Consider the following 19,676-nt stretch of genomic DNA (forward strand, 5'->3'; position numbering starts at 1 on the left):
TGATCGCCCTCGTCATTATTGAGGATGATCAGCGTACGGAGGTCCCGATGTCACCGGTCGTCGGGGCGCCCGGCGCCGCAGGAGCCCGCCTTGGCCCCGGCCACCTTCCAGTCCGCGCCGGGGAACGGGCTCATGAAGTGCGTCAGCAGGTCCACGGCGTAGTCGGGCACCTGGCCTCCCGGGTCGAGCAGCGACACCATCTGCGGCCCGTCGGCGCCGCGCAGCGTGATGGCGCCGCGTTCCGACCCGGCGGCGAAGCCCGGCTTGGCGTCCACCGTCACGCAGGCCAGGCTGATCCCGGCCGCCTCGATCTCCTGCTTGGCGCCGATGCGCCGCATCCGCTGGTCGTAGCGGCGCGGGGCGAGCGAGGTGGTGGGGCCGAGCCTGACCGACTCGCGGAAGACGTCCTCGCCGATCTCCCTGCTCAGCCGGACGTCCAGCTTGACGTCCGGCCGCAGGTCGACGCCCTTGGCGGCGAGCTTCACCGTGCCGTAGTCCCCCTCGAAGCCGGGCGTGACGTAGCCGAGCGCGGGCGGCGCCTGCATGCCGAACGGCACCTTGCCCGGCCGGATCCGCAGCCACGACACGCGGGCGATGGACAGCGACAGGCTCTTGATCGAGCTCTTGCCCAGCCCGAACCGGCCGCCGACGTGGTAGGTGAGGAAGCCGTTGGTGTACGGGACCTCCTTGCTCACCGCCAGCCTCTGCGGGGCCACGCCGTCCACCCTGAGCCCTGCGCGCAGGGTGACGCGGCCGGTGGGGACCGGCCGCGAGACCAGGTCGAGCGACTGGTCGGGGTTGAGCCGGATGGTGGTGTCGGCCGCCAGGTCCCTGACCGAGAGCGACACGTCCCCGAGCCGCCCGGACGGGTCCACCAGGCCGCCGTCCACGCCGAGATAACCGTCGAGCGTGCTGACGCCGCCGACCGCCTTGTAGGTGACGGCCGGCACGCTCAGCCCGGCGGCGGAGGCGTCGGCGTCCACGCCGAAGACGGCGGGCACGTCGGAGAAGCGCAGCTCGCCGGTGCCCTTGCCGGGCAGCGTGAGCTTGGCGGTGAGGTGCTTGACGGCCGCGGAGTTGCTGACGCGGATGCGGGTTCTGGCTCCGTACGTGCCCTGGACGGTCACCGCCGCGGGCACCGGGTCGATCGCGACGTGCCCGCGCAGCCCGCCCGCCTCGGCCCGCACGTCGAGCGCGCCCAGCGTGGCGGCCGGTTCGATCCGGTACGAGGCCTGCACCGCGTTCCCCGGCCCCATGCCGAACGGTCCCACCGCCATGCTGGTGATCTTGGAGGGCAGCCCCGTCAGGGTGGCCCTGGCCTTGATCGGCACGGGCGACAGCACGCTGCTCGACAGGTACACGCCGAGGTCGCGGCGCTTCGGCCGGAACCCGGAGAACGCGAACGTCTTGCCTGCCAGGTCCACGGTCACCTGGTCGGGCAGGCCCGTCACGTCCAGGTACCCCTGCAGCCCGAAGCAGCCGCGCTGCGGCACGCAGAAGGGGCCGGGCGCGCAGCCGGGCGACCCGGCCGCGCAACCGCCGTCCACCAGGGACACGCCGCCGGGGATCGCGGGGGCGGCGCGCATGCCGTCCAGGGCGGCGGCCGTGCCGAGCCAGGCGCGGGCGCGCACGTCCAGGCGCGTGCCGGAGTAGGTGAGCCTGCCGCCGTCCGAGGTGACGGCGAGCCTGCCGGGCACGGGCCCGACCGTGCCGGTGATCCCGAAGCGCGTGTCGCCCTGCCGGACGTCGGCGTCCACGGCGAGGGTCTGGGCAGCCGAGCGGAGGTCGGCGGTGAAGCCCCGCGCGGCCGGGGTGAACTCGACGTGCGACAGCCTGTTGACCAGCACGCTCGCGTCCAGGTCGCCGGTGGCCTGGTCGTAGTGCGCCGCCAGGTGCGGGCCCGTGGGGGCCTTGGCGCCGTCGTGGTTGGTGAAGGCCAGCGCCGCCGTACGGACGGGGCCCGACAGGCCGCGGAAGCGGTACGAGGCCGCGTTCCACGAGGCGTCGAACTCGGCGGGCACGCCGGTGACCTCGGCGGCGGCCCTGGCGTAGCGGTCGCCGAGCTTGGCTCTGGCCAGCGCGGACACCCGTTCGACGGGGCCGTCGGAGACCCAGCTCAGAGTTCTGGCCGCGGTGTCGGCGACGAGTTCGGCCTGCTTGCGCACGCCTTCGACGGTGGCGCGCAGGTCCTCGCCGGTCGCCTGGGTGACGTGCGCTTTATTGGCATAAATCCGCACCTCCTTGAGCGTGGAGGAGGTGGCGACCTTGACGGTCGAGCGCTCGCCCAGCTCCCACGACGCCTTCACGTCGTCGTGCACGCCGCGCACGGTGCCGTCCACGGTGGGCCCCGACCTCAGGTTCGTGTAGGCGGCGCGCAGCGTGTCGATCACGCCGCTGGCCTGGTAGACCGCCTTCCTGGCGGCGGGGTCGAGCGTGACGTCCACGGTGGCGGGCGTGTTGGAGATCTCCAGGCGGGCCACGTGGGTGCGGTCGATGCTGGCCGCGCCGACGAACGAGCGGCCGCTGGCGTCCACGGCCAGGTGCACGTGCGGCGCGGCCCCGTACGTGGCGTCGAACCCGGACAGCCCCGACAGCAGCCCGGACACCCCCAGCGCGTCACCGTCCTTGATCATGGTGACGTGGCCGCCGCGCGGCGTGGAGACGGCGCCCTCGCCGCGTTGCAGCACGACGGCGAACCTGCCGATCGGCGAGCTGGTCGTGTGCGTGACGCGGTGCGCCCGCAGGTCGTTGACCAGGCGCACCTTGGCGGGCAGCGAGCTGAGCTCGGCCTTCAGCACGGTCTTGGCCGCCGCCAGGTCGAGGTAGCGCAGGCTCGCCGCGCCCGCGCGGCCTCTGCCGGTCGCGACGGAGAGCGTCTGCTTGCCGTCCGCGGTGCCGTACCTGGCGGTGAAGGACGGCGGCACGCGCCGCAGCTCGACCTCGGTCACCCTGGTCAGGCGGCCGTCGCGGTAGGACAGGTCGTGCACGTGGGCGCGGGCGGCCGAGGACGGCGCGGAGAAGCGCACCTCGCCGCCCGACAGCCGCACCTCGGCGCTGACCGGCATGCGGTCGAGCACGGCCTGGGTGAACCGGCGGCTGGTGACGGCCACGGCCTCGGTCCTGGCGGGGGCGGAGGCGGTGACGTTCAGGGTGGGGGTGTCGAGCGCGGCGTTGACGGTCAGCTCGGCGGTGGCCGGCGTCTGACGGAGGCTGACCGCGCTGCGCCCGGTCAACCCCGCCACGACGGCGGCGCTCTGCCCCGGCTCCTCACGGTCGACGACCGCCTTGACCCGCTTGCCCGCCAGGTCCACGGTGAACGTGCCGCGATCCGAGGCCGACAGCGACGAGCCGCGGCGCAGGCCGTCGAAGCCGACGGACACCTTGTCGTCGTACTCGGCCCAGACCTGCGCCTTGACGCTCTCGCGGGACAGCCTCCTGACGGCGAACGAGATCCCCGCCGCCCCCTCGCCGGGGTCGGCGGTGGGCACCAGGTCGGCGGCCAGGTCGGGCCTGGAGTCGCCGGTCACGTCGGCGGCCACCGGGACGCCGACCGGCTGCCTGATCGAGCAGGAGACCGGCACGGCGGCGCTCTCCACGCACAACCGGTACGTCAGGCCCGGCACCGCCTTGCCCAGCCCCTCGAAGGTCCTGGCGATCGCGGCGAGCGGCTTGCTCAGGTTGAGCGGCTCAGCCTGCGACGTGTCCGGCAGCACGTCCCGCACGTCGGGCGCCTGCCTGCCGAAGCCCTGCGCCTCCTGGACGGCGGTGGCGGCGGAGCTGATCTCGTCGACCAGCTCGGGACCGGCGGGTGTGGTCACCTCGGGCTCGTCCGGCCCGACCCGCTCGTTCCCCGCGGGCTGGAGTGCCAGCGAGGCGCGCTGCGGCAGAGTCACGGTGGCAGCCGGCGGCTCCTGCACGGCCGGCACCTCGGCCGGCGGCTGCCGGACCTGGGCCTGGGTCTGGGCCGCGGGCGGTGCGCCGATGAGGACCGTGCCGGCGATGGCCGTCGAAGTGAGCACGCGCATGAGGGCGTGCGGCATGAAACGTTCTCCCCCGGACCTGTCTATTTCATCCCATCAGAAACATAGGTCACGAGACGACCACATTTGGTCACGGGGAGTCAAACGGGATCCGACATGGGACCCCAATTTTCTGTCAGGACCGATAAGGCCGCAGGCGTGGCCACCACCCGGGGACGTGTGAGCGGTAGGCGGCGTAGTCGGTGCCGAACTTCCTGGTCAGGTGCGGCTCCTCGTACCAGTGGACGAAGGAGTAGACGGGGATCGCCAGGAGGGCGGCGTAGAGCAGCAGCCAGGGGTCGCCGAACAACATGGCCTGGCCGATGACGGCGGCGAAGATCGCCACGTACATGGGGTTGCGGACGTACCGATAGAAACCACCGACCACGAGCCGGTCGGGTGGCGCGACCGGGACGGGCGTCCCGAGGCCTTCCACCACGAACCTGACGAACGCGCTCACGATCACGGCCAGGCCCGCCAGCACCAGAAGCGCGCCCAGCGCCCTGAGCGGGATCATGACCGGGTCCGGGAAGGGGCTGTGGAGCCGCCAGCCGCCGATCCAGTACGGGACCAGGACGGCGACCACTCCTGGGCCGGCGGCGAAGAAGGTGGCGGTGATGGCGGCTGCGGGGGTTCTGCGCATGGCATCGCTCCTAATTCATCCTGCGATGAGTTTAGGTCGCCACCGACAGCCACGTCAACGCTTGTTGGCACCTCGGGTGATCTGGAGTCGGCGCTTCAGGCGACCCGGCGTTGCGCGTCCCTCAGGCGAGCCGGACCACGATCTTTCCCCGCACGCCGCCCGCCTCCAGCGCCCGGTGCGCCTCCGCGATGTCGTCCAGCGCGAACACCCTGTCCACGACCGGGCGGATCTCGCCGCTCTCCACGTACCGGGCCAGGTCCGCGAAGAGGCGGTGGGACGGGTTGCCGCTGAAGGCCCGCACGCGGCGGCGGCCGTGCACCGTGGACGCGGCGATGTACCCCAGGGACGCGGCGGCCCTCTTAAGGTCGAACGCGATCGCCACCATGCGGCCGGACGGCGTCAGAAGGCGGCGGTAGGCGCGGTGCTCGGTGCCGACCGTGTCCATCACCACGTCGAACCTCCCCAGCCCGGCCAGCCCGGTGGTGACGTAGTCGTAGGCCTCGTGGGCGCCCAGGTCACGTACGAGGTCGAGGTTGCGCGCCCCGGCGAGCGCCGTCACATGAGCGCCGAGCGCCCGGCCGAGCTGCACCGCCACCACCCCCACGCCACCGCTGCCGCCCCGCACGAGCAGCCGCTCGCCGGGCCGCAGCGCCGCCTTGTCGCGCAGGGCCGTGATCGCCGTCGTGCCGACGGGCAGCGCCGCGGCCTCCACCAGGTCGAGGCCCTTCGGAGCCAGGGAGAGGTGGCGGGGGCGGACGGCGACGTACTGGGCGAGGCTGCCGAACGTCCGCCCCAGCACACCCCACACCCGATCCCCCACCCGAGGGCCCACCACACCGGCGCCCTCGCTGCCCGCCACGCCGGGGCCGAGGGCGACGACCTCGCCGGTGAAGTCGAGGCCGATCCGCTTGGGCCACCCGCGCTGGGTCAGCCCCGTCACCAGCCGCACCCTGCCCGCCCTGCCGTGCAACTCGCCGCCGTTGACACTGGCGGCGTGCACGCGGACGAGCACCTCGCCGGCCGCCGGGACCGGCCTGGGCACCGTGCCCACGTACAGGACCTCCGGCGGCCCGTACCGGTCGAACAGGACCGCACGCATCTCGTTCTGCTTCATGCGAACGACGCTAACCGGCTAAACGGATAGGCCCATCCACTTACGCTAATGTGAGAAACATGCCTGCTCATCCCACTCACCTGGAGCCCGCCGAGGCACTGCGGTCCGACGCCAGGCACAACCGCGAACGCATCCTCGACGCCGCCCGCGAGGCCTTCGCCACGCGCGGGCTGGACGTGCCCATGGCCGCCATCGCCCGGCGGGCCGGGGTGGGCGTGGCCACGCTCTACCGGCGGTTCCCGTCACGTGAGTCGCTGATCACCGAGGTGTTCGAGGACGAGCTGGCGGCGTGCGCGTCGCTGGTGGACGAGGCGCTGGCCGACCCGGACCCGTGGCGGGGGTTCCGCACGGCGATCGAGAAGGTGTGCGCGATGCAGGTCGCCGACCGCGGCTTCACCGACGCGTTCCTGACGGCCTTCCCGGCCGCGATCGACTACGAGCGGACGCGGGCGCGCGCCGAACAGGGCTTCGCCGAGGTGGTCCGGCGGGCCAAGGCTGCCGGACGGCTGCGTCCCGACTTCGACCTCGCCGACCTGACGCTGCTGCTCAAGGCCAACTGCGGGGTGTCCACCGGTACGGGCGACGTCGCGGCTGCGAGTTCGCGGCGGCTGGTGGCGTACCTGCTGCAGTCCTTCCAGGCCGAGCACGCCGCACCCCTGCCGCCCGCGCCGCCACTCACCCTCAGCCACATACACGCCGCTCCGGCGGCGCGCTGATTTCCTGGCGGCACGCTGACGTTCCCGGCGGCGCGCCGACGTTCCCGGCAGCACGCTGGACGCTTTCGGCGGCACAGTCAACGCTTCCGTGACGCGTCAGCCCGGCAGGCGCGGATCGATGTGGATCTTCGGGGCGCTCCCCCACTCCGGGCGTCGCCGCCCCGCCAGCACCAGCCCCGCCTCCTCCAGCGGGACCGTCGCCGCGATGAGAGGCCGTGGATCGACCAGTCCCGAGGCGTACAGCTCGGTGGCACCCGCCAGGCCACCGGAGGCGCTGAGTATGCCGGTGGCGGTGACGTCCCGGAGCACGAGATCGCGCGTGTCGATACGGCTGGGCTCGGCGGACAGCCCGATGAAGACCACGCGACGCCCCGGCTCGACGGCCTGCACGGCGAGCGCGGGCGAGCCGCTGCCGTTCGAGGCGTCGATGACCGCGTCGAAGGCCTGGTCGGGACGGCTCGTCCAGGCGCGGGTGAAGCCGAGGGAACGGGCGAAGTCCAGCGCGGGACCGGCGAGCCCCAGCAGGTGCACCTCCAGGCCGCGCGCCGCCGCCATCATGGCCGCCAGCAGGCCGATCGTGCCGGGTCCGATGATCAGCAGCCGCTCTCCCGGGTCGAGCGCGGCGGCGTTGACGGCCCTGAGCGCGTTCCCGCCGGGCTCCACCAAAGCGCCCAGCGCGGGATCCAGGGCGCCGGGAAGGGGTTGCAGGGCGCGGACGGGGACGGGGAGCCGTTCGGCGAGCGCGCCGGGCCAGCCGTTGCGGACGCCGATCTCGTACCGGTCGGCACACAGATGTTGCCTGCCGCCGACGCAGCGGGCGCATTCCCCGCAGCCGAGCATGGTGTCGCCGGCGACGCGGCGGCCGAGCCAGGCGGGGTCCACGCCGTCGCCCGCCTCACGCACGATCCCGCACCACTCGTGGCCGATGCGCACGGGGTAGCGGGCCTCGCCGGTGCGCAGGTACGCCATCGCGCCGGACCAGAACTCCATGTCCGTCCCGCACACGCCGGCCCGCTCGACCTCGACGACCACCTCGCCCGGACCAGGCACGGGCGGCTCGGCCTCCTGGACCTCCGCACGTCCCGGACCCGTGATGACGAAGGCTCGCATGATCGCAGACGTTACCCCCGTGCGCGGGCGCGCGCTTCACGGGGAGACCCGTCTGTTGCAAGGTGGAGGTGAACCTCAAAGGTGCCGGAGCACAGCCGAGAGGAACCGCCATGCAGGCGAACGTCGGTGACTTCCTGATCGTTCATGGTCATGTGGTCGGTCATGGGGACAGGAAGGGTGAGATCGTCGAGGTCCGGGGGGCGGGCGGCGCGCCGCCGTACCTGGTGCGGTTCGGCGATGGGCACGAGCAGCTCATGTACCCGGGACCCGACTCGGTCATCGAACCGGCCACACCGGAGTAGCCGTCATCGGGCCAGCGACTGCAGGGCTGCGGCGGCGTCACGGCCGGAGCCGGCCGCGATCTCGTTGCCGTCCTCGTCGCGGGCGATGGCGATGATGCCGTCCACCGGGCCCCGGGCCAGTGTGATGGTGTGGCCGCGCGCGAGCAGTTCGTCCGCGTCGGGACCGCGCCGGGCGGGCGGCCGGTCGAGCAGGCGCGGGGCCGCGATGAGGGCGGCGACCGGGGTGCGGTGGCGGGTCAGCAGCACGGGTCCCTCGTCGTACGGGCCGGCGGTCTGGCGTACCAGGTCGCCGAGCCGTCCGCGGGCCGTCGAGAGCGAGACGACCGGCAGGCCGCTGAGCACCCCGTACACCTCCGACAGCGGGATCAGCGCGGCCCACTCGTAGCGCTCACGGGTGATCAGTGTGGTGGTGCCGCTCCTGGCGGCGCGTACGAGCGAGCCCCACTGGGCACGCGCCTCCTCCACGCCGACGGGGGCGCCGAAGCGGTCCCGCAGCGTTTCGTAGGCGGTCGGATCCGTGTTGATCATGCGAGAATCGTAAGCCGCCTTACAAAACTACCGCAAGTCTCTTCGGTGGCGTACCGGGCGTACCGGGCGGGTCAGGGTGGGCGAGCTGGTCGCCGCCGTCCGGCGGATGGCGCGGCCTCGCGCGGGTGAAAACCGGTCGTAAGTGCCCGCATCGGCGACTAGGGTGCCCCGGTGCACATTTACCTGGAGACCGAACGGCTGACGCTGCGCCGCTTCACCGAGTCCGACGCGGACGACCTGTATCGCCTGCACAACGACCCCGAGGTGATGCGTTACCTCAACGGCGGCAAGCCCACGCCCCGGGAGGTGATCCTCGACAGGACCGTGCCGAGGTTCGTCAGCGGCGGCTTCTTCGCGGCCGTGGAGCGGCGGTCGGGCGAGTTCCTCGGCTGGTTCCACCTGCGCCCGGCGGAGGGCGGCCCGGAGGAGGAGCCCGAGCTGGGTTACCGGCTGCACAAGGAGGCCTGGGGGCGGGGGTTCGCCACCGAGGGGTCGCTGGCGCTGATCGACAAGGCGTTCGTGGAGCTGGGGGCGCGGCGGGTGTTCGCGCAGACGATGGCGGTGAACGTCGGGTCGCGGCGGGTGATGGAGAAGTGCGGGCTCCGGTTCGTGCGGACGTTCCGGATGGACTGGCCTGAGCCCATCGACGGGAGCGAGCACGGCGAGGTCGAGTACGAGCTGCTGCGCGCCGACTGGGAGGCCGCCCGCCGCCGCTGAGCGACACCAAGCTGGTTCGGGTCAGCCTGGTGCACTGGTCGGACCAGTGGTTAGGGTGCGTCGTATGGGATATGACGCGCTGTTCCGCCTGGACGGGCGGCGGGCCGTGGTGATCGGCGCGGGAAGCGGCATCGGCAGGGAGGCCGCGCTGGCGCTGGCCGCGCACGGCGCCTCGGTGGTGTGCGCCGACCGCGACCTGCCCGCCGCGAACGAGACGGCCGAGGGCTGCGGCGGCGCCGCCCGCCTGCTGGACGTGCTGGACACCGAGGCGGTGCGCGCGCTGGCCGCGGACGAGCCTGCCGACGTGCTGGTGTTCACCGCGGCCACGAACGTCCGCAAGCGGCTACTCGACTACTCGGGCGAGGAGTTCGACCGGGTGGTGGGGCTGAACCTGCGGGCCTCCTTCGAGGTGGTGCGGGCGTTCGGCGCGGGCATGGTCGAGCGGGGCCGGGGCTCGATCATCGGGTTCGCCTCCATCAGGGCGTCGGTCACCGAGCCGGGGCAGAGCGTGTACTCGGCCACCAAGGCCGGGCTGGTGCAGTTGCTGCGTACGGCCGCCGCCGAGTTCGGGCCGCACGGGGTGCGGGTGAACGCCATCGCGCCCGGCGTCGTGGAGACGCCGCTGACCAGGCAGATCAAGGACGATCCCAGCTGGTACGCCGCCTACGCCGCCAAGAGCGCGCTCGGCCGATGGGCGACGGCCGACGAGCTGGCCGGGGCGGTGGTCTACCTGGCCGGCGACGCGGCGAGCTTCGTGACCGGCTCCGTGCTCTACGTGGACGGCGGCTGGACCGCCGTGGACGGCCGTTTCGATCCGCCGAATTGAGCCGAATACTTCCGACCGAATAGGGCAGCGGGCACGGGTCCCAGGAAAGGAGGGACTCATGAGAACAGCACGGAACTTAGCACCCGCGGGCCTCGCGGCCGTGCTGGCACTGACCATGACCCCGGCGGCCGCTCAGGCTCAGACGCGAGCGACCGCCCCGACCCTGGCGCAGGGCGTCGTCCAGACGCAGGCCATCACCCATGCGCAAGCCGTCTCAGGGACGCAGAGCGTCTCGCAGGCGCAGAATGTCTCTCAGGCACAGAATGTCTCTCAGGCGCAGAGCGTCTCCCAAGCCCAGGGCATCTCGCAGGCCCAGGGCGTCTCTCAGGCGGTCTGGCGTACCGATGCCGCCGCCGGCACGTCCGCGGCGGTGCACGCCGCACCGCAGGACGTCGCCTACCTGAGGGCGGCGCACCGCGGCCACCTCGCCGAGATCGCGGCGGGCAAGGCGGCGTTGCGCAAGTCGCGTGACCGCGACGTCCGCGGTCTCGCCTGGCGGCTGATCCGCGACCACCGCAAGCTGGACGCCCGGCTGCGCGGGGTCGCCGACCGGCTCGACGTCCGCATCCCCGGCTCCCCCAGCGCCGAGCAGCGCCGTGATCTCAGAGCGGTGCTGTCCAGGTCCGGTCACCGTTTCGACCGCGCCTGGCTGCGGCTCCAGGTGGACGCGCACGAGCACGCGCTCTGGCTGGGGCAGCGGGAGCTGCGCCGCGGGCACTCCAAGTGGGTGAAGGACCTGGCGCGCGACAGCGCACCGGTGATCCGGCACCATCTCCGCGCGGTTCGCGCCGAGTTGTAGCCCACCCCGCATGACCTGACCGGCACGGCCCGGTCAGCAGCCGCGCCCGGGCCCGGCGCCGCCCGTCGGAGGTCTCAGAGTCTCCTTGACCACGGGCGGCCCGGGCTCCGGGCCTGGCGGCAGAAAAACGGTGACTGGGACTGGCGGCCGAACGCGAAGGCCGCCCGCCGAACGCGGTGGCTCGCGACCGAACGCGGGTGACTGCCCGCCGAACGCGACACCCGGAGCAGTCAGGGGCGGATGATCGCCATCCTGGTCACGGTCAGCTCCTCGATCGCGAACCGCGGCCCTTCACGTCCCGCCCCCGAGTCCTTCACCCCGCCGTAAGGCATGTTGTCGGCCCTGAACCCCGGCACATCGTTCACCACCACCCCGCCCGCCTCGATCCGGTCGATGGCCGCGAAGGCGGTGGCCAGCGACCGCGTGAACACCGCCGCGTGCAGCCCGTACCTGGACCGGTTGACAGCGGCGAAGGCGGCGTCGAGGTCGGGCACCTGGCGGACGCACACGACCGGCCCGAAGATCTCCTCGTCCCAGGCGGCGGCCCCGTCGGGCACGCCGGCCAGCACCGTCGGCGCGATGGCGCGCCCGTCGCGGTGCCCGCCCGCGACGACGTGAGCGCCCGAGGCGGCGACCCACTCCAGGACGCGTTCGGCGGCGGCCTGGTCGATCAGCGGGGCGACGCGGGTCTCCGGCAGCCGGGGGTCGCCGACGGTGACGTCCTTGACCCGGTCGGCCAGCAGCGGCAGGAACTCCGCCGCCGCCGGCTCCTCGACGAGCACCCGCTGCACGGAGATGCACGCCTGGCCGGAGGCGTAGTAGCCGCCCCGCACCACCGCGTCGGCGGCGGCCTCGAGGTCGGCGTCGGCGGCGACCACGAGGGCCGCGTTCGAGCCCAGCTCCAGCAGCACCTTGGCCGGGGCGGCGGCGCGGGCGATGGCGTGGCCCGCGGCGGCGGAGCCGGTGAAGGACACCGCGCCGATCCGCCGGTCCTCCACGAGGGTGCGGCCGACCTCCACCCCGCCCGTGACGACCTGGACGGCGGCGGGCGGCAGCGCGTCCCTGAGCAGGTGCGCGAGCCAGAGGGTGGCCAGCGGGGTCGCCGGGGCGGGCTTGACGATCACCGGGCAGCCCGCCGCGACCGCCGGAGCGATCTTGTGCGCGGCCAGGAGGAGGGGATAGTTGAAGCCCGTGATGCCGACGACGACGCCGATGGGCCGGCGCGTCCAGAACCCGATCAGGCCCTCCCCGGACGGCAGCAGGTCGAGCGGGACGGTCTCCCCGTGCAGCCTGGCGACCTCCTCGGCGGCGGTGGCCAGCGTGAGGAGCGTCCTGGCGACCTCGACGCGGCAGTCCACCAGCGGCTTGCCGGTCTCCAGCACGAGCAGCCGCTCGAACTCCGCCCGCCGGTCACGCAGCGCGTCATGGGCGCCCATGAGGGCGGCGCGGCGGGCGTGCGACGGCAGCGCGGCCGTCGCGGGCGCCGCGGCGAGCGCCTCCTCCACGGCCGTGGCGGCGTGCGCGGCCGTGCCGAGCGGGGCGGCGGCCACCGTGGAGCCGTCGAAGGGGAAGATCACGTCGGTGGTGGCGGCGGTGTCCACCCAGCCGGCGCCGATGGGCAGGCCCGCGGGCCAGCTCTGCTCGAAGGTCATGGTCGGCTCCGCAGTGCGCTCGGGAAGACGTCGAGGTAGGCAGGGGCGTCCGCGCGTCCGGTGGCGGTCAGGACGGCGTCGGCCACCGCACGGCTGAACACGTCGGCCGCGGCGGCGAGGACGTCCTGTAACTCGTCCTGGCCCGGGGCCGGGCGGGCGCAGGCGGCCAGGCCGAAGATGGTGTCGCCGTCGGTCATGGTGTGCGCCGGCCGGATGGCCCTGGCCAGGCCGTCGTGGGCGACGGCGGCCAGCTTGCCGCACTGGGCCTTGGTGAGGGTGAGGTCGGTGGCCACGATGCCGATCGTGGTGTTGAAGGACGGGGCGTGCTCGGGGCTCCAGGCCTGCGCCTCGTCCGGGGCCGGGGGGCCGAGGTGGTCGAACTCGCCCGGCAGGCCGTAGCGGGCGCCTGCGAGGGTGGCGTCGTGGGGGTCGAGGACGGAGCCTGCGGCGTTCACGACGGCCAGGGCGGCCACGGTGGCGCCGTCGGGGAGGAGGGCGCTGGCGGTGCCCACCCCTCCGGCCAGGCCGCCCGCCAGGGCTCCGGTTCCTGCGCCGATCGAGCCTCTGGCCGGGCCGTGGTGGCAGGCGATGGCGCCGTCCTGCTTCCCGCCTGCCGCGGCTGCCTCGCCGTCCAGGGCTGGGGCCCTTTCAGGGGGTACGGGGGCAGCGCCGTCCGGAGCTGGGGTCCTTTCAGGGGGTACGGCGGCGGCGTCGTAGGCGGCGGCCCCCAGGGTGTCGTCCGGAACCGCCCGGAAGACACCCCCACGTCCAAGATCGAAGATCACCGCCGCGGGCACGATGGGCACCGCCCCGCCCACGACCGGAAACCCCACCCCCGCGTCCGCCAGCCGCCCCACCACCCCGCAAGCCGCGCTCAGCCCGAAGGCGCTCCCGCCCGACAGCACCACCGCGTGCACCCGCTCCACCAGGTTCCGCGGATCCAGCAGCTCGGTCTCCCTGGTCCCCGGCGCGGCGCCCCGCACGTCCACCCCCGCCACGACACCTCCGGCGGGCGCGAGGACGACGGTGGTCCCGGTGCGGAAGCCGCCGCCGACGCGCCGGGCGTGCCCGACCCGCAGCCCCGCCACGTCCATTAGCGAGTTCGTCTCGCCGGCCCGCATGAGAGGCGACACCATCAGTGGTCCCCGTTGAGAAAGCGTCTGGCGGCCTCGGCGAACACGCGCGTGCACTGGACGATCTCGGCGACCTCCACGTACTCGTCCGCCTGGTGCGCGATCCACTTGCCGCCGGGCCCGTAGACCACGGACGGCACCCCGCCCCAGTGCGTCAGGACGGTCCCGTCTGTGGTCCCGGGCACCCCGCCGTACACGGGCTCCTGGCCGGTGACGGCCCGGTGGGCGGCGGCGAGGGCGGCGACCACCGGGTCGGTGCGCGGCACGTCCACGGGCGGCCGGTCCACGAGGACGGACACCTCGGCGGAGATCCCGTCGCCGGTGGCGAGGGCGGCCACCCGGTCGGCGATCTCCTTGTGGTCGGCGCCGGGCACGGTGCGGACGTCCACGAAGACGGAGGCGACGGCCGGGATGACGTTGACCTGCTCCTCGGACCCGGCCCGCAGGACGGTCGGCGTCACGTACACCTCGCCGAGGTGCTCGTGGGCGGGGTGGCGCCGCTGCAGGTCCTCCTGCAGCGACCGCAGCCCGGCGAGCAGGGTTCCGGCGGCGGCGATGGGGTTGCGGCCGTGCTGGGGCATGGCGCCGTGGGCCATCCGGCCGTGCAGGTCCACGCGCAGCCGCAGGGCGCCCTTGGCGACGGCGCAGATCTCGCCCGCCTCGGGTTCCGCGACGATCGCGCCGTCCACGTCGGCGGCCAGGCCGGAGGAGACGAAGTGGTGGGCGCCGAGCATGAGGCCTTCCTCGTCGGCCAGCGCGCACACCTTGATCCGGCCGGGGAACGTTCCCGCGAGTTGCAGGGCGCGGGTGGCGTAGAGGGTGGCGGCCAGGCCGGACTTCATGTCGGCGCTGCCCCGCCCCCACAGCTTGCCGTCGCGGATCTCGCCGCCGAACGGGTCGACGGTCCAGGAGGACAGGTCGCCCTCGGTGACGACGTCCGTGTGCCCCTCGAACATGAGGGTGGGGCCTGGCCCGCCGCCGCCCTCGACGACGGCGACGACGTTCGGCCGGCCGGGCGCGGCCTCGTACACGACCGGGTTCCAGCCCCAGTCCCGCATCCGCGCCTCGACGAGGTCGGCGGCGGGCTGCTCGCAGCGCCCGCGCGCCGGGTCGTTGGTGCTGGGGACGCGGACCAGCGCCTGCGTGAACTCCACCACTCCATCGGCGTCGACTTCGATCACAGCAGTCCCTCCAGAGTCGGTACGGCCGCAAGCAGCTCCTGCGTGTACGGGTGGGCGGGCGCGGCCCAGACGTCGTCCACGGGCCCGGTCTCCACGATCTCGCCCTTGCTCATGACCGCGACCGTCTCGCACACGTGCCGCACCACGGACAGGTCGTGCGAGACGAACACGAGCGTGAGCCCCAGCTCGTCCACGAGGTCGGCCAGCAGGTTGAGTATCTGCCCTCGGACGGAGACGTCCAGGGCGCTGACGGGCTCGTCGGCGACCAGCACCTTGGGGCGGGGGGCGAGCGCGCGGGCGATGGCGATGCGCTGCCGCTGCCCGCCGGAGAACTGGTGCGGGTACCGGTCGGCGGCGGTGGCGGGCAGGCCGACGGCGTCGAGCAGCTCCGCGACCCGGTCGCCGGCGGGCAGTCCGAGTGCGGCCAGCGGTTCGGCGACGAGGTCGCGGACGCGCATGCGCGGGTCGAGTGAGCTCATCGGGTCCTGGAAGACGATCTGGAGGTTCTCGCGCAGGAAGCGCAGCCGGCGTTCGGGCCTGCCGGTGATCTCCTGGCCGTCGAAGCGGATGGTGCCGCTGGTGGGCTGGTCGAGGGCGCAGAGCAGGCGCAGCAGGGTCGATTTTCCGGAGCCTGACTCGCCGACGATGCCGTAGCGCTCGCCCCGGTGCACGGTGAGGGAGACGTCGCGCAGGGCGTGCACGGCGGCGCCGGGCTTGGTGAGCGAGGTGCGGGGGCGGCGGTAGATCCGGTTCAGGCCGCTCGCCTCAATCAGCGGGGTGCCAGCATGCGTAGGCATGGCCGTCTCCTGTCAGCGCCGGAGTCGTCTCGCAGGTGGGGGTGGCGTGCGGGCAGCGGTTGCGGAAGACGCAGCCGCCGGGGAAGCGGCCGGCCGGTGGCACGCTGCCGGCGATGGTGGGCAGGCGGGTGCCGCGCGGGGTGAGGCGGGAGGCGGCGAGCAGGCCCTGCGTGTAGCGGTGGCGGGGCCGGGTGAAGACCTCGCGCAGCGGGCCCGACTCGACGACGCGGCCGCCGTACATGACCAGGACCCGCTCGCACATGGCGGCGACCACGGCCAGGTCGTGGGTGATGAACAGCAGCGCGGGCGCGACCTCGCCGATCAGGTCGAGCATCTGTTTCTGGACGGTGACGTCGAGCGCGGTGGTGGGCTCGTCGCAGATGAGCAGCTCGGGGCCGTTGGCCAGGGCGATGGCGAGCATGACGCGCTGGCGCTGGCCGCCGGAGAGCTGGTGCGGGTACGCGCGGGCGATCTGCCCCGGTTCGGGCAGCCGTACGCGTTCGAGCAGCTCGGCGGAGCGTTCCCTGGCCTCCTGGCGGGGGCGGCCGTGCAGGGTCATCACCTCGGCGACCTGGGCGCCGATCCGCATGAGCGGGTTGAGCGCGGTCATCGGCTCCTGGAAGACCATGGACAGCGCCCGCCCGCGCAGGCCCTTCACGCGGCTCTCCGGCACGCCGACGAGGTCGCGGTCGCCGAGCCTGGCCAGGCCGGAGGCGGTGACGCCCTCGGGGAGCAGACCCATGAGCGACAGCGCGGTCAGCGACTTGCCCGATCCGGACTCGCCGATCAGCCCGACCCGCTCGCCGGGCGCGATGGCGAACGACACGTCGCGGACCAGCTCGACGGTGTCCGCGCGGACGGTCAGGCCGTCAACCTTCAGCACGGATCCTCCTGAGCTTGGGGTCGAGGTGGTCGCGCAGGCCGTCGCCGAGGAGGTTGAAGCCGAGCACGGCCACGGCGATCGCGATCCCCGGCCACAGCGCCAGGCGGGGCGTGGAGAAGAGCAGTTCCTGCGACTCCTGCAGCATGCGCCCCCACGACGGGATCGGCGGGCGGGTGCCGAAGCCGAGGAACGACAGCGCCGCCTCGGCCAGGATGGCGATCGCGAACGACACCGACGCCTGCACGATGAGCACGGAGGAGATGTTGGGCAGCACGTGCCGTACGGCGATGGCGGGGCGGCGCCGCCCGGCGGCCCTGGCGGCCAGGATGTAGTCGGTCACCATGACCTGGAGGGTGGCGGCGCGGGCCACGCGGGCGAACGCGGGCACGGTGGCCACGCCGATCGCGATCATCGCGGTGAGCGTGCCCGGCCCGTACACGGCGCCGAGCATGACGGCGAGCAGCAGCGCGGGGAAGGCGAAGACGAGGTCGTTGGCCCGCATGATCAGCTCGGACAGCCCGCCGCGCGGCGTCATCCCGGCGATCACGCCGAGCGGGGTGCCGATGAGCGCGGCGATGCCGACGGCGACGATGCCGACGTAGAGGGTGGTGCGGGCGCCGACCATGAGCTGGCTGAAGGTGTCGCGGCCGAACTTGTCGGCGCCGAGCAGGTAGCCGTCGCCTGGCTCGCGCAGCTTGCCCGCGGCGTCCACGAGTGTGGGGTCGTGCGGCGTCCAGAAGAAGGAGACGACGGCGGCGAGCACGACGAGCCCGACCAGTGTGCCGCCCACCAGCAGTGCGACGTTCGTCCTGGCTCTCATCGCAGCCTCGGGTCGAGCAGGTGGTAGGTCACGTCCACCACGAAGTTGATCAGCAGGACGGCTGCCACCAGCACCATCACCACGCCTTGGACGAGCAGCAGGTCGCGCCCGGCGACGCCGTTGAGCAGCAGGTCGCCGAGCCCGGGGATGACGAAGACCCGCTCGACCACGACCGCGCCGATCAGCAGCGTGGCCAGTTGCAGGCCGAGCACGGTGACGACGGGGACGGCGGCGTTGCGCAGGCCGTGCCGCCACAGCGCGCCGGTGCTGCCGCGGCCCTTGGCTCGGGCGGTGCGCAGGTAGTCCTCGCGCATGACGTCGAGGACGGCGCTGCGCACGTAGCGGGTGAGCACGGCGCCCTGGACGAGGCCGAGCGACAGCCACGGCAGCAGCAGGCTGCGCAGCCACTCGCCCGGGTCGTCGGCGATGGGCACGTAGCCGCCGGACGGCAGCGCCTGGGCCTGCACCGCGAAGACGAACACGAGCAGGATCCCGGCCAGGAAGGCGGGGATCGCGATGCCGACCTGGCTGGCGGCGCTGATGGCCGCGCCGAGCGGGTTCCTGTGGTGGACGGCGGCGAACGTGCCCAGCGGCACGGCCAGCGCCAGGGCCACGACCATGCCGCCGAGCACCAGCACGAGCGTGACGCCGAGCCGGTCGGAGATCTGCGGGCCGATGGGGGCGCTGGTCACGTACGAGGTGCCGAAGTCGCCCTGGGCCAGCCCGCCGAACCAGTCGAGGAACTGCACGACGGGCGGCCGGTCGGTGCCGAACTGGCGGCGCAGCTCGGCGACCGCCTCGGGGGTGGCGTTGACGCCGAGCGCGATCTCGGCCGGGTCGCCGGGCAGCAGCGCCATGAACGCGAACACCGCCACGGCGGCCACGACGGTGCTCGCGAGCAGCACCGCCAGCCGTTTGACGAGGTACAGGGTCACTGCTTGGCGAGCGCGGTGAAGTCGAAGGACTCCGAGATGGCGTTCTTCGGCAGCCCGGTGACGCCCTTCTTCGCCACGATCAGGTTGGGGAACAGGAACAGCCAGTCGGCTGCGGCGTCGTCGGACAGCAGCTTGGCGGCCTGCTTGAGGTCGTCGGTCTGCTCCTGCTCGGTGCCCGCGTCGGCGGAGGCGAGCAGCTTGCCGAACTCGGGGTTGTCGTAACGGAAGTAGTACGACTTATCAGCAAATATGCCCATGTCGCGGGGTTCGACGTGGTTGATGATGGACAGGTCGTAGTCGCCCTTCGTGAACACCTGGTCCAGCCAGCGCGCAGGGAACTCCAGCGGCTCGATCTCGGCCGTGATGCCCACCTGGGCGAGCTGCGACTTGACGACCTGCGCGCTGTTGACCGCGTACGGCAGGTTGGGGATGCGCATCTTGACGTTGTACGTCTTGCCGCCGAGCAGCTCCTTGGCCTTGGCCGGGTCGTACGGGTAGTCGCCGGTGCGGTCCTCGTACCAGGGGTCGGTGGGCGGCACCATCGAGCCGATGAGCTGCCCGCGCCCGGCCCAGGCGGTGTCGAGCAGCGCCTTGTGGTCGATGGCGTGCCGCACGGCCTGCCTGACCCGCTTGTCGTCGAACGGCGGGCGGCCGTTGTTCATCGACAGCACGACCTCGCCGTTGGTGGTGCCCTCGATGGTCTCGAACCGGTTGGGGTCGGCGAACTGCTGCAGCGACTCGGGCGCCTGCACGCTGGAGATGACGTCGATGCCGCCGGTCAGCAGCGCGTTGTTCATCGCCGTGGCGTCCTTGAAGTACTTCAGCGTGACCGACGACAGCGCCGGCTTGGCGCCCCAGTAGGAGGGGTTGGCGTCCAGCTTGAGCGAGTCGCCGCGCCGCCAGGAGCCCAGCACGTACGGGCCGGTGCCGACGGGCTTGTTGGCCAGGTCGGCGACGCCGGTGCGGCTGAACATGGCGCCGAGCCTGCTGGTCATCGAGTAGAGGAAGCCGTTGCTGGGCTGCTTGAGCGTGACGACGGCGGTGGTGTCGTCCTTCTTCTCGGCCTTGGCGATGACGTCGAGCTGCGTCTTGATCTTGAGCTTCCAGTCGGAGGCGACCCGGTTGAGCGAGAAGACCACGTCGTCGGCGGTGAACGGCGCGCCGCTGCTGAACTTCACGTTCTTGCGCAGGGTGAAGGTGTAGGTCTTCCTGTCTTCCGAGACGTCCCACTTCTCGGCGAGCAGCGGCACGATCTCGCCCTCCTGGTCGAGCTTGACCAGGCCCTCGTAGACGTTGACCAGCAGCGCCTGCGGGATGGCGGCGCCCTCGGTGGAGGTGAAGTCGAGGTTGGCGGGCTCGGCCACCGCGCCGACCGACAGCGTCTGGCTCTTCGGGGTCCCGCCGCCCGCACCATCGCCGCCCGAACCGCCTCCGCAGGCCGCCGTGACCAGCAGGAGACCGCCCGCGGCGATCCAGATCCCGATTCGCCTCATGTCCTACA

Annotated in this window: 18 protein-coding genes; 5 read left to right on the plus strand and 13 right to left on the minus strand. The window is 73.0% G+C overall.

What is annotated here, in order from left to right; all coding sequences use genetic code 11:
- Nucleotides 1-50: 50 nt before the first annotated feature.
- The 3 genes from ABD331_RS31305 to ABD331_RS31315 all read right to left on the minus strand — a co-directional run bounded on the left by ABD331_RS31305 (nucleotide 51) and on the right by ABD331_RS31315 (nucleotide 5,776).
- Nucleotides 51-4,040, minus strand: coding sequence for a hypothetical protein (locus tag ABD331_RS31305; RefSeq protein ID WP_344482389.1), 3,990 nt, complete (start codon nucleotides 4,038-4,040; stop codon nucleotides 51-53).
- Between the two features lie 115 nt (nucleotides 4,041-4,155).
- Entirely contained in the window at nucleotides 4,156-4,662 is a 507-nt protein-coding gene (locus ABD331_RS31310; RefSeq protein ID WP_344482392.1) for a methyltransferase family protein, read from the minus strand.
- A 121-nt stretch (nucleotides 4,663-4,783) separates the two neighbouring features.
- Nucleotides 4,784-5,776, minus strand: a complete 993-nt coding sequence (locus ABD331_RS31315) for an NAD(P)-dependent alcohol dehydrogenase (protein ID WP_425566082.1) — start codon at nucleotides 5,774-5,776, stop codon at nucleotides 4,784-4,786.
- A gap of 59 nt (nucleotides 5,777-5,835) precedes the next feature.
- On the opposite strand from ABD331_RS31315, the gene ABD331_RS31320 reads away from it, so the two are divergent.
- Nucleotides 5,836-6,492, plus strand: a complete 657-nt coding sequence (locus ABD331_RS31320) for a TetR/AcrR family transcriptional regulator (protein WP_344482395.1) — start codon at nucleotides 5,836-5,838, stop codon at nucleotides 6,490-6,492.
- Between the two features lie 96 nt (nucleotides 6,493-6,588).
- Here ABD331_RS31320 and ABD331_RS31325 read toward each other — a convergent pair whose 3' ends face one another.
- Nucleotides 6,589-7,602, minus strand: coding sequence for a zinc-dependent alcohol dehydrogenase (locus tag ABD331_RS31325; protein ID WP_344482398.1), 1,014 nt, complete (start codon nucleotides 7,600-7,602; stop codon nucleotides 6,589-6,591).
- A gap of 110 nt (nucleotides 7,603-7,712) precedes the next feature.
- Between ABD331_RS31325 and ABD331_RS31330 the strand changes: the two genes are divergently transcribed.
- On the plus strand, nucleotides 7,713-7,904 hold the full coding sequence (locus ABD331_RS31330) for a DUF1918 domain-containing protein (protein ID WP_344482401.1): 192 nt from the start codon (nucleotides 7,713-7,715) through the stop codon (nucleotides 7,902-7,904).
- Nucleotides 7,905-7,907: 3 nt separating this feature from the next.
- Here ABD331_RS31330 and ABD331_RS31335 read toward each other — a convergent pair whose 3' ends face one another.
- Nucleotides 7,908-8,432, minus strand: a complete 525-nt coding sequence (locus ABD331_RS31335) for a type II toxin-antitoxin system prevent-host-death family antitoxin (RefSeq protein WP_344482404.1) — start codon at nucleotides 8,430-8,432, stop codon at nucleotides 7,908-7,910.
- Nucleotides 8,433-8,603: 171 nt separating this feature from the next.
- On the opposite strand from ABD331_RS31335, the gene ABD331_RS31340 reads away from it, so the two are divergent.
- From ABD331_RS31340 to ABD331_RS31350, 3 genes are all read left to right on the plus strand, one after another.
- On the plus strand, nucleotides 8,604-9,149 hold the full coding sequence (locus ABD331_RS31340) for a GNAT family N-acetyltransferase (RefSeq protein WP_344482406.1): 546 nt from the start codon (nucleotides 8,604-8,606) through the stop codon (nucleotides 9,147-9,149).
- Between the two features lie 64 nt (nucleotides 9,150-9,213).
- Nucleotides 9,214-9,975 carry an SDR family NAD(P)-dependent oxidoreductase gene (locus tag ABD331_RS31345; RefSeq protein ID WP_344482409.1) on the plus strand — a complete coding sequence of 254 codons (762 nt, stop codon included), beginning with the start codon at nucleotides 9,214-9,216 and terminating at the stop codon, nucleotides 9,973-9,975.
- Nucleotides 9,976-10,033: 58 nt separating this feature from the next.
- The gene (locus ABD331_RS31350; protein WP_344482411.1) at nucleotides 10,034-10,774 is read left to right on the plus strand and encodes a DUF4142 domain-containing protein; all 741 of its coding nucleotides are present in this window, start codon (nucleotides 10,034-10,036) and stop codon (nucleotides 10,772-10,774) included.
- Between the two features lie 230 nt (nucleotides 10,775-11,004).
- Here ABD331_RS31350 and ABD331_RS31355 read toward each other — a convergent pair whose 3' ends face one another.
- The 8 genes from ABD331_RS31355 to ABD331_RS31390 are packed head-to-tail and all read right to left on the minus strand — an operon-like array spanning nucleotide 11,005 to nucleotide 19,668.
- Nucleotides 11,005-12,426, minus strand: coding sequence for an aldehyde dehydrogenase family protein (locus ABD331_RS31355; RefSeq protein WP_344482414.1), 1,422 nt, complete (start codon nucleotides 12,424-12,426; stop codon nucleotides 11,005-11,007).
- Nucleotides 12,423-13,562, minus strand: coding sequence for a P1 family peptidase (locus ABD331_RS31360; RefSeq protein WP_344482417.1), 1,140 nt, complete (start codon nucleotides 13,560-13,562; stop codon nucleotides 12,423-12,425). The genes ABD331_RS31355 and ABD331_RS31360 overlap by 4 nt, the downstream gene beginning before the upstream one ends.
- Nucleotides 13,562-14,740: a M20 family metallopeptidase gene (locus ABD331_RS31365; protein WP_344482420.1), complete on the minus strand. Its 1,179-nt coding sequence runs from the start codon at nucleotides 14,738-14,740 to the stop codon at nucleotides 13,562-13,564. The genes ABD331_RS31360 and ABD331_RS31365 overlap by 1 nt, the downstream gene beginning before the upstream one ends.
- Nucleotides 14,737-15,537, minus strand: coding sequence for an ATP-binding cassette domain-containing protein (locus ABD331_RS31370; RefSeq protein WP_344482423.1), 801 nt, complete (start codon nucleotides 15,535-15,537; stop codon nucleotides 14,737-14,739). The genes ABD331_RS31365 and ABD331_RS31370 overlap by 4 nt, the downstream gene beginning before the upstream one ends.
- Complete coding sequence (locus tag ABD331_RS31375; RefSeq protein WP_344482426.1) at nucleotides 15,506-16,420, minus strand: ABC transporter ATP-binding protein; 915 nt, start codon at nucleotides 16,418-16,420, stop codon at nucleotides 15,506-15,508. Before ABD331_RS31375 ends, ABD331_RS31370 begins: the two co-directional genes overlap by 32 nt.
- Nucleotides 16,407-17,240 carry an ABC transporter permease gene (locus ABD331_RS31380; RefSeq protein WP_344482429.1) on the minus strand — a complete coding sequence of 278 codons (834 nt, stop codon included), beginning with the start codon at nucleotides 17,238-17,240 and terminating at the stop codon, nucleotides 16,407-16,409. The genes ABD331_RS31375 and ABD331_RS31380 overlap by 14 nt, the downstream gene beginning before the upstream one ends.
- Nucleotides 17,237-18,175, minus strand: a complete 939-nt coding sequence (locus ABD331_RS31385; protein WP_344482432.1) for an ABC transporter permease — start codon at nucleotides 18,173-18,175, stop codon at nucleotides 17,237-17,239. Before ABD331_RS31385 ends, ABD331_RS31380 begins: the two co-directional genes overlap by 4 nt.
- Entirely contained in the window at nucleotides 18,172-19,668 is a 1,497-nt protein-coding gene (locus ABD331_RS31390) for an ABC transporter substrate-binding protein (protein ID WP_344482435.1), read from the minus strand. Before ABD331_RS31390 ends, ABD331_RS31385 begins: the two co-directional genes overlap by 4 nt.
- Nucleotides 19,669-19,676 lie beyond the last annotated feature (8 nt).

The sequence above is a fragment of the Nonomuraea monospora genome (assembly GCF_039531895.1).
GTDB classification, from domain to species: Bacteria; Actinomycetota; Actinomycetes; order Streptosporangiales; family Streptosporangiaceae; genus Nonomuraea; species Nonomuraea monospora.

Coding starts and splice junctions, on each gene's coding strand:
- ABD331_RS31380 (WP_344482429.1), bottom strand. CDS start 17,240: ATGAGAGCCAGGACGAACGTCGCACTGCTGGTGGGCGGCACACTGGTC.
- ABD331_RS31360 (WP_344482417.1), bottom strand. CDS start 13,562: ATGGTGTCGCCTCTCATGCGGGCCGGCGAGACGAACTCGCTAATGGAC.
- ABD331_RS31315 (WP_425566082.1), bottom strand. CDS start 5,776: ATGAAGCAGAACGAGATGCGTGCGGTCCTGTTCGACCGGTACGGGCCG.
- ABD331_RS31390 (WP_344482435.1), bottom strand. CDS start 19,668: ATGAGGCGAATCGGGATCTGGATCGCCGCGGGCGGTCTCCTGCTGGTC.
- ABD331_RS31325 (WP_344482398.1), bottom strand. CDS start 7,602: ATGCGAGCCTTCGTCATCACGGGTCCGGGACGTGCGGAGGTCCAGGAG.
- ABD331_RS31370 (WP_344482423.1), bottom strand. CDS start 15,537: ATGCCTACGCATGCTGGCACCCCGCTGATTGAGGCGAGCGGCCTGAAC.
- ABD331_RS31355 (WP_344482414.1), bottom strand. CDS start 12,426: ATGACCTTCGAGCAGAGCTGGCCCGCGGGCCTGCCCATCGGCGCCGGC.
- ABD331_RS31350 (WP_344482411.1), top strand. CDS start 10,034: ATGAGAACAGCACGGAACTTAGCACCCGCGGGCCTCGCGGCCGTGCTG.
- ABD331_RS31310 (WP_344482392.1), bottom strand. CDS start 4,662: ATGCGCAGAACCCCCGCAGCCGCCATCACCGCCACCTTCTTCGCCGCC.
- ABD331_RS31345 (WP_344482409.1), top strand. CDS start 9,214: ATGGGATATGACGCGCTGTTCCGCCTGGACGGGCGGCGGGCCGTGGTG.
- ABD331_RS31335 (WP_344482404.1), bottom strand. CDS start 8,432: ATGATCAACACGGATCCGACCGCCTACGAAACGCTGCGGGACCGCTTC.
- ABD331_RS31330 (WP_344482401.1), top strand. CDS start 7,713: ATGCAGGCGAACGTCGGTGACTTCCTGATCGTTCATGGTCATGTGGTC.
- ABD331_RS31320 (WP_344482395.1), top strand. CDS start 5,836: ATGCCTGCTCATCCCACTCACCTGGAGCCCGCCGAGGCACTGCGGTCC.
- ABD331_RS31305 (WP_344482389.1), bottom strand. CDS start 4,040: ATGCCGCACGCCCTCATGCGCGTGCTCACTTCGACGGCCATCGCCGGC.